This is a genomic window from Caulobacter sp. 17J65-9 (assembly GCF_010975005.1).
Lineage (GTDB): Bacteria > Pseudomonadota > Alphaproteobacteria > Caulobacterales > Caulobacteraceae > 17J80-11.
In genome coordinates, this window is the sequence record NZ_JAAIVC010000181.1 from 1 (window position 1) to 7,205 (window position 7,205).

The window sequence follows — 7,205 nt, forward strand, 5'->3', positions numbered from 1 at the left end:
CGCTCCGACGGTCGCGGCGGAGATCGTGACGGCCGCTGGGACGGGCGTTCCGACGGCCGCGGCGGCGACGGACGCACCGACACCCGTGGCGGCGATCGCGACGGACGCTGGGACGGCCGCGGCGGCGACCGCAACGACGGGCGCAACGACGGGCGCTGGGACGACCGGCGCGACGACCGGCGCGACGATCATCGGGGCGACCGCGACGGCCGCTGGGACGGACGCGATCACCGCGACGACCGCGACGGCCGCTGGAACGACGATCGCGGCGGCGGGCGCGAGTGGCACTACAGCCGCTCGAACCGCAACTGGTGGCGCGGCAATCCGCGCTTCCGCGACTACAGCGGCGCGCGGTCCGGGTTCTGGTTCGCGCCGGGCTACGGCTACCTGTCCTATCCGCAGGGCTACAGCCGCCACTCGTGGCGTCGGGGCGAATACCTGCCGCGCTATTACTTCCGCTACCGGGTCTACGATCCGTACATGTACGGCGCCCGTCCGGCTCCTCCGGGGTACGTCTGGGTGCACTGCGACAACGACCTGGTGCTGATCAGCCTGGCCACCGGCCTGATCCTGGACGTGCTGTTCGACCTCTACTGACGAGAACGCTGTTATTCACAAGGGCGAGAGTTTCGCCACATTTGTGCCTCGAAACTCCCGCTCACTGTGATCACTCACGTTGGATCACTTCTTCGCCCCGCGGCCTCCACCGCGGGGCTTTTTCTTGTCCGGCGCGGGTTTCCGGCGCCGGAAGGGCGAGATTCGCCTCGAAACGACGGAATCGACAGGCCCGTCAGCCCGCGAAGTGGGCGAACAGGACCCACACGAACAGCAGCACCGGCCCCAGCACGACCGCGCCGCCGATCCCGACCACGATCGCCGCGATCGGATGCTGCGCGCGTGCGAACTTGCCGATCGCCCAGATCCACAGGGCGAGCGCGCCGAGGATGGCGGCGCAGACCACAAAGGCGACGATCGCGGCGCCCAAGGCTTCATCCAGGAACATGCGCCGGCTCTCCTCGCGCGGCGCGACGCAGGCACCATACGGACAGCGCCGACGTCGCCGCAAAGCCCAGCGCCCGCCCGTCGAGCCCGGCCGACGCCGCCCTCACCAGACTCAGCGCTTCGTCCGGGTCCGCGACGTAAAACGACACCACTCGCCACAGCCCCGAGAGCCAGACGCCCAGGCCCGCGAGACCCGCCGCCAGCAGCACGAGGCCCGCAAAGCCCAGCAGCAAGCGCTCGAAGCGCACCGGCGGGCCGGCGCCCGCTTCTCCCCCGAACACGCTCGCGCCCGCCGCACCGATCGCGAGCGAGAAGCCGACCGTGGACGCCAGGACCAACTCGCACTCCCACGCCCCATCCGCCCACTGGACCGCCCGCCACGCGCCCGGCCCGATGAGGAGCGCGAGGACGACGAAGCCGATCGCCGCCGGCACGCTCTCGCGCCGCCAGCCGGCCCGGAGCGCGACAAGGCCCGCGAGGCACAAGGTCATCCCCAATGTCAGCTCGGCGTAGGTCCACGCCGACCTGTCCTCCCGGAATATGCCGAGGACGCCCGGGGCCATGAAAGCGGTGCGGAAGCCGATCTGGTCGTTCAGGAACCAACCGCCGCCGGCGAGCAGCAACGCGGCGAACGCCGCCCGCCGCCATCCCGCCCTCGGCCCGAGCGCGATCACCGGCGCGAGCACGGCGACGAGCCGCGCCGTCGCGCCCCACGCGCCAGGCCCCGGCGTCTCGCCCGACCAATCGGTCAGGCCCGCGGCCAGGAACAGCAACGGCAGCGAAAGCAGGTAAGCCGGCACGAACGGGCGGATCATGAGACGCCTAAGCCAGGACGCCGAAGAGACGCCACGGCACAGCTAAGCCTTGTCGGCCGCGGCGCAAGGTCCGCCCGCCTCAGCCGGCCGGAAGCGGGCGGCCCAGCCGCTGGCTGACTTCGCGCGCGTCGTAGATCGAGGCGGACTCGGCCGGCTTCGCGCCCTTCGACATCTCGACCAGCAGCGTCCCGTGCGGCTTGTACGAGGCCAGCAGATCGGCGCTGTCGGCCGTGGGGTAGGACCGGGTCGTGAACAGGTCGTAGCCGAAGGACAGGGTCCGCTCGGCCGCCTGGCGCATCAGCGCGTCGTTGATCACGAACTGGGAGGTGTCGAACTCGCCGACCACGGTGACGGTGAAGGTCGTCTCGCTCAGGCGCTGGCTGGTGACGACGCTGGGCGCGTTGCTGCTCGGCATCGCCAGATTGCCGGACATCACCGCGCAACCGCTCAACCCAAACGCCGCCGCGACGGCGGCCGCGGCCAGAACCCGATTCATGCTGCCCCAACAGACTTTACAGCTCGACTGTAGGGGAACCGCTCCGCCGACGCACGCGTCAGTGGACGTCCACGTGAGAAGGTCTGCGGCGTGAAAACGCCAGCCGCAGCGCCCAGCCCCCACCGAACGCAGCGAGAGCGAAGCCGGCGCAGAAGCCTACGAACCAGGCGACGTCAGCCGCAGCCCAGACCGTCGGCTCGCCCGAGTAGGGCATGCCGTAGCGGGTGACCACATATGCGCCCCCCGCCCACAGGATCAGGCCTCCGCCGCCCAGCAGCACCCCGACGAGACCGCCGACGGCGAGGATCGCGCGCTCAAGGAGGTTGAACTTCAGCGTCGTGCGCATGCCGTCCCCCTCCCGTATCGGCGTCAGAGCCCAGCTCGGCCTCGAGGGGATCAGCGCCTGAGGCTGGAAACAATCATCCAAGCACCTACCGCCGCCCCCACCGTGCAAGCCACCACTTCCCCGGTCCGGTAGACGGACCAGACAAGCGCCGGATCACTCGCCTTTGCGGCCGACCAAGCGACGCAAATTACAAGCGCGCCTACCGCGCTCGTCAAAAGGAGCACGAGGCCGAAGGCGACAGCAACGAGGGCGCTGCTCCTCGTCATGATGCGCTTGTCGCCTTCCGTCACGTCCAGCCCCCTCGCGTCTCGCGCCCCTCCCCCTCCCGATCGGGCGAGGGAGGCGCGAAGCGTCAAACGCCCAGCTTGGCCTTCAGGATGTCGTTGACGGCCGCCGGGTTGGCCTTGCCGCCGGTGGCCTTCATGACCTGGCCGACGAACCAGCCCAGGGCCTGCGGCTTGTCCTTCACCGCTTCGACCTTGTCCGGGTTGGCGGCCATGATCTGGTCGATGGCCGTCTCGATCGCGCCGGTGTCGGTCACCTGCACCAGGCCGTGCTTCTCGACCACGGCCTTGGGCGAGCCTTCGCCGGCCCAGACGTAGTCGAACACCTGCTTGGCGATCTTGGACGAGATGGTGCCGTCCTCGATCAGGGCGACCAGCTCGGCGATGTGCTCCGGCGGGACCGGGCTGTCCTCGATGTCGTGGCCGTCCTTGGTCAGGCGGGCCAGCAGCTCGTTGGTGGTCCAGTTGGCGACCAGCTTGGCGTCGCGCCCCGAGGCGGCCTTCTCGTAAAAGTCGGCCCGCGCCTGCTCGGAGATCAGCACGTTGGCGTCGTAGGACGACAGGCCGTACTGGCTGATGAACCGGCGGCGCTTGTCGTCCGGCAGCTCGGGCAGGCTCTGCTTGATCTCCTCGATCCACGCGTCCTCGACGACCAGGGGCAGCAGGTCCGGGTCGGGGAAGTAGCGGTAGTCGTGCGCCTCTTCCTTGGAGCGCATCGAGCGGGTCTCGCCCTTGGTCGGGTCGAACAGGCGGGTTTCCTGGGCGACCTTGCCGCCGTCCTCGATGATCTCGATCTGACGGCGCGCCTCGTACTCGACGGCCGCGCGCATGAAGCGGAACGAGTTGACGTTCTTGATCTCGCAGCGCGTGCCCAGGTGCTTGAACGACCCGGTCTCGCGATACTTCTCGTAGTCGCCGGGGCGGCAAACCGAGACGTTCACGTCGGCGCGCAGGTTGCCCTTCTCCATGTCCCCGTCGCAGGTGCCGAGGTAGATCAGGATGGTGCGCAGCTTCTGGACGTAGGCCGTGGCCTCTTCGGCCGAACGCATGTCCGGACGCGAGACGATCTCCATCAGCGCCGTGCCGGCCCGGTTCAGGTCGACGAAGCTCTCGGTCGGCGACAGGTCGTGGATCAGCTTGCCGGCGTCCTGCTCCAGGTGCAGGCGCTCGATGCGCACGGTGAAGAAGGAGCCGTCCTCGCGCTCCACCTCGACCTCGCCCTCGCCGACGATCGGCTCGTCGAACTGGCTGATCTGATAGCCCTGCGGCAGGTCGGCGTAGAAGTAGTTCTTCCGCGCGAAGCGGCTCTTCCGGTTGATCTGCGCCTTCAGGCCCAGGCCCGTGCGCACCGCCTGCTCGACGCAGAAGCGGTTCAGCACCGGCAGCATGCCCGGCATGGCGGCGTCGACCAGGCTGACCTGCTCGTTCGGCCCGGCCCCGAAGCCGACCGCCGCCCCGGAGAACAGCTTCGACTTCGACGACACCTGGGCGTGGACCTCCAGCCCGATGACGATCTCCCAGGCGCCGGTGCGGCCCTGGATCACTTTGGATTCACGTTCGGCGATCACGTCGGTCATGGGGGTCACCACCACTTCTCGGGCTTCGCCTTGAAGGCCGCGGCCTGTTCAAGCGCGCCCGCGAGCGAAAAGATCGTGCTCTCGTCCAGCGGCTTGCCGATCAGCTGCAGGCCCAGCGGCAGGCCGTCGGCGCCGAGGCCGGCGGGAACGCTGATGCCCGGCAGGCCGGCCAGGTTGGCGGTCACGGTGAAGATGTCGTTCAGGTACATGGCCACCGGGTCGGCCGCCTTGTCGCCCAGCGCGAAGGCGCCCGACGGCGTCGACGGCGTCAGAATGGCGTCGACCTTCGCCCAGGCCTGGTCGAAGTCCTGGGCGATGCGGCGGCGGACCTTCAGCGCCTTGACGTAGTAGGCGTCGTAATAGCCGGCCGACAGCACGTAGGTGCCGATCAGCACCCGGCGCTTCACCTCGTTGCCGAAGCCTTCGGCGCGGGTGTTCTCGTACAGGTCGATGAGGTTCTTGCCCTCGGCCCGCTTGCCGTAGCGCACGCCGTCATAGCGGGCCAGGTTCGAGGAGGCCTCGGCCGGCGCCACGATGTAGTAGGTCGGCAGGGCGTACTTGGTGTGCGGAAGGCTGATGTCGACGATCTCGCAACCGGCGTCCTTCAGCCACGCGATCCCCTGGCGCCACAGCGCCTCGATCTCCTCGGGCATGCCGTCGACGCGGTACTCCTTCGGCACGCCGATGCGCAGGCCCTTCACCGACTTGCCGACGAAGGACGGCCAGTCCGGGGTCGGCACGTCGAGGCTGGTGGAGTCCTTGGCGTCGTGGCCGCACATCGACTTCAGCAGGATGGCGGCGTCCTCGACCGACTTGGCGATCGGGCCGGCCTGGTCCAGGGACGACGCGAAGGCGACGATGCCCCAGCGCGAGGCGCGGCCGTAGGTCGGCTTGATGCCGACCGTGCCGGTGAAGGCGGCCGGCTGGCGGATCGAGCCGCCGGTGTCCGAGGCGGTGGCGCCCAGGCAAAGGTCCGCGGCCACGGCCGAGGCCGAGCCGCCCGACGAGCCGCCGGGGGTCAGCGACGCGTTGGAGCCCTTGGCCTTCCACGGGTTCACCACCGGGCCGAAGCGCGAGGTCTCGTTGGACGAGCCCATGGCGAACTCGTCCATGTTCAGCTTGCCCAGCATGACCGCGCCGTCGCGCCACAGGTTGGCGGTGACGGTGGATTCGTAGGTGGGCACGAACTCGCCGAGGATGTTCGAGCAGGCCGTGGTGCGCACGCCCTCGGTGCAGAACAGGTCCTTGATGCCCAGCGGCGCGCCTTCCAGCTCGCCGCCCTGCCCCTTGGCCAGCTTGGCGTCCGACGCCTTGGCCATCTCGATGGCGCGCTCGAAGGTCGGCAGCACGAAGGCGTTCAGGTGCGGGTTGGCCTTCTCGATCGCCTCGACGTGGGCGCGGGTCAGCTCCTCGGAGGTGAAGGCCTTCGACTTCAGGCCGTCCAGCGCCGCCTTGAGGGTGATGTTGGTCAGGGCGCTCATTATTCGACCACCTTGGGCACGATGAAGAAGCCGTCGGCGCTCTTGGGCGCATTGGCCAGCACGCGGGCCGGGTCGCCGCCGGCGGTGACCGCGTCGTCGCGCAGGGGCTGGGTCGCCTCGACGGCCGTGGTCATCGGCTCGACGCCCTGGACGTCCACCTCGTTCAGCTGCTCGATCCAGGCCAGGATTCCGTTCAGCTCCTGGGCGAGCGCCTCCAGCCGGTCTTCCGGCTCGGCGACACGAGCGAGATGCGCGACCTTGCGGACGGTCGCGGCGTCGATGGCCATCGGCCCTCTCCATACAGATTCAGCCGATCCGGTTAGCCGGGGGGTGGGACGGTTGGCAAGCCTTCTCCCGCCTTAGACTCAAACGGCCGTCATCCCGGAAAGCGCGCAGCGCTTATCCGGCCCCCAACAACTCGACCTGAACGCTGCGAAGGCCGGCAACGAGCGCCGCGCTTGCTGGGTCCCGGCTCTGCGCTGCGCTACGCTCCGCTACGGCCGGGATGACGGCAGCTGGGAACGGGAGGAGATGTCGCGTTTCCCCTCCCCCGACTCCGCCTATAAGCGCCGCACCATGGCCGTCGTCGACCTCCTCGAACTCTCCGCCGCCGTTCCGGCCAACACGCCCTTGCTGGGCCTCGACCTCGGCGAGAAGACCATCGGGGTGGCGATCTCCGACGCCACCCGGATGATCGCCAGCCCCTTCGAGCTGATCCGCAAGACCAAGTTCACCCACGAGGCCGAGCGGCTGTTCGCGATCATGGCCGAGCGCGGCGCCTCGGGGATCGTCATCGGCCTGCCGATGAACATGGACGGCACCGAGGGCCCGCGCGCCCAGTCCTGCCGGGCCTTCGCGCGCAACCTGAACCGGCTGCGCGACGTGCCGGTGGCGTTCTGGGACGAGCGGCTGTCGACCTCGGCGGTGAACCGCTTCCTGATCAATCAGCTGGACATGACCCGCGCCCGCCGGGCCGAGGTCGTCGACCGCAACGCCGCCGCCTACATCCTGCAAGGCGCCCTGGACCGCATGCGGGACGCGCAGGCGTGAGCAGGCTGGTGCGAGAAGATCTCCCCCCGAGCGGAGCGCTGGGGGGAGCAGGCGGCGCTAGCCGCCGTGGGGGGCTCCAGCGGAGTGCGACGGCGGCCGTCGCGCCAAGACGAGCCCCCTCCACCATGCTGCGCATGGTCCCCCTCCCCCAACG

At 69.5% G+C, this 7,205-nt stretch carries 9 protein-coding genes; 2 read left to right on the top strand and 7 right to left on the bottom strand.

Going from position 1 to position 7,205, the window contains the following annotated elements; all coding sequences use genetic code 11:
* A partial coding sequence (locus G3573_RS18650) for an RcnB family protein (protein WP_240454797.1) occupies positions 1 to 597 on the top strand: 597 nt, incomplete at its 5' end.
* A gap of 193 nt (positions 598 to 790) precedes the next feature.
* Here G3573_RS18650 and G3573_RS18655 read toward each other — a convergent pair.
* The 7 genes from G3573_RS18655 to gatC all read right to left on the bottom strand — a co-directional run bounded on the left by G3573_RS18655 (position 791) and on the right by gatC (position 6,288).
* The gene (locus tag G3573_RS18655; RefSeq protein WP_163263189.1) at positions 791 to 1,003 is read right to left on the bottom strand and encodes a hypothetical protein; all 213 of its coding nucleotides are present in this window, start codon (positions 1,001 to 1,003) and stop codon (positions 791 to 793) included.
* On the bottom strand, positions 990 to 1,817 hold the full coding sequence (locus G3573_RS18660) for a hypothetical protein (protein ID WP_163263190.1): 828 nt from the start codon (positions 1,815 to 1,817) through the stop codon (positions 990 to 992). The genes G3573_RS18655 and G3573_RS18660 overlap by 14 nt, the downstream gene beginning before the upstream one ends.
* Before the next feature lie 79 nt (positions 1,818 to 1,896).
* A complete protein-coding gene (locus G3573_RS18665; protein ID WP_163263191.1) occupies positions 1,897 to 2,313 on the bottom strand; it encodes a hypothetical protein in 417 nt (138 codons plus the stop codon).
* 58 nt (positions 2,314 to 2,371) lie between these two features.
* Positions 2,372 to 2,659 (bottom strand): hypothetical protein, encoded by a 288-nt coding sequence (locus G3573_RS18670; RefSeq protein ID WP_163263192.1) that lies wholly within the window; start codon positions 2,657 to 2,659, stop codon positions 2,372 to 2,374.
* Positions 2,660 to 3,011: 352 nt separating this feature from the next.
* Positions 3,012 to 4,520: an Asp-tRNA(Asn)/Glu-tRNA(Gln) amidotransferase subunit GatB gene (gene gatB, locus G3573_RS18675; protein ID WP_163263193.1), complete on the bottom strand. Its 1,509-nt coding sequence runs from the start codon at positions 4,518 to 4,520 to the stop codon at positions 3,012 to 3,014.
* A 5-nt stretch (positions 4,521 to 4,525) separates the two neighbouring features.
* Positions 4,526 to 6,001, bottom strand: a complete 1,476-nt coding sequence (gene gatA / locus G3573_RS18680) for an Asp-tRNA(Asn)/Glu-tRNA(Gln) amidotransferase subunit GatA (protein ID WP_163263194.1) — start codon at positions 5,999 to 6,001, stop codon at positions 4,526 to 4,528.
* The gene (gene gatC, locus G3573_RS18685) at positions 6,001 to 6,288 is read right to left on the bottom strand and encodes an Asp-tRNA(Asn)/Glu-tRNA(Gln) amidotransferase subunit GatC (RefSeq protein WP_163263195.1); all 288 of its coding nucleotides are present in this window, start codon (positions 6,286 to 6,288) and stop codon (positions 6,001 to 6,003) included. The genes gatA and gatC overlap by 1 nt, the downstream gene beginning before the upstream one ends.
* Positions 6,289 to 6,577: 289 nt before the next feature.
* Here gatC and ruvX point away from each other — a divergent pair, with 289 nt between their 5' ends.
* Positions 6,578 to 7,051 carry a Holliday junction resolvase RuvX gene (ruvX, locus tag G3573_RS18690; protein WP_163263196.1) on the top strand — a complete coding sequence of 158 codons (474 nt, stop codon included), beginning with the start codon at positions 6,578 to 6,580 and terminating at the stop codon, positions 7,049 to 7,051.
* Positions 7,052 to 7,205: the final 154 nt, after the last annotated feature.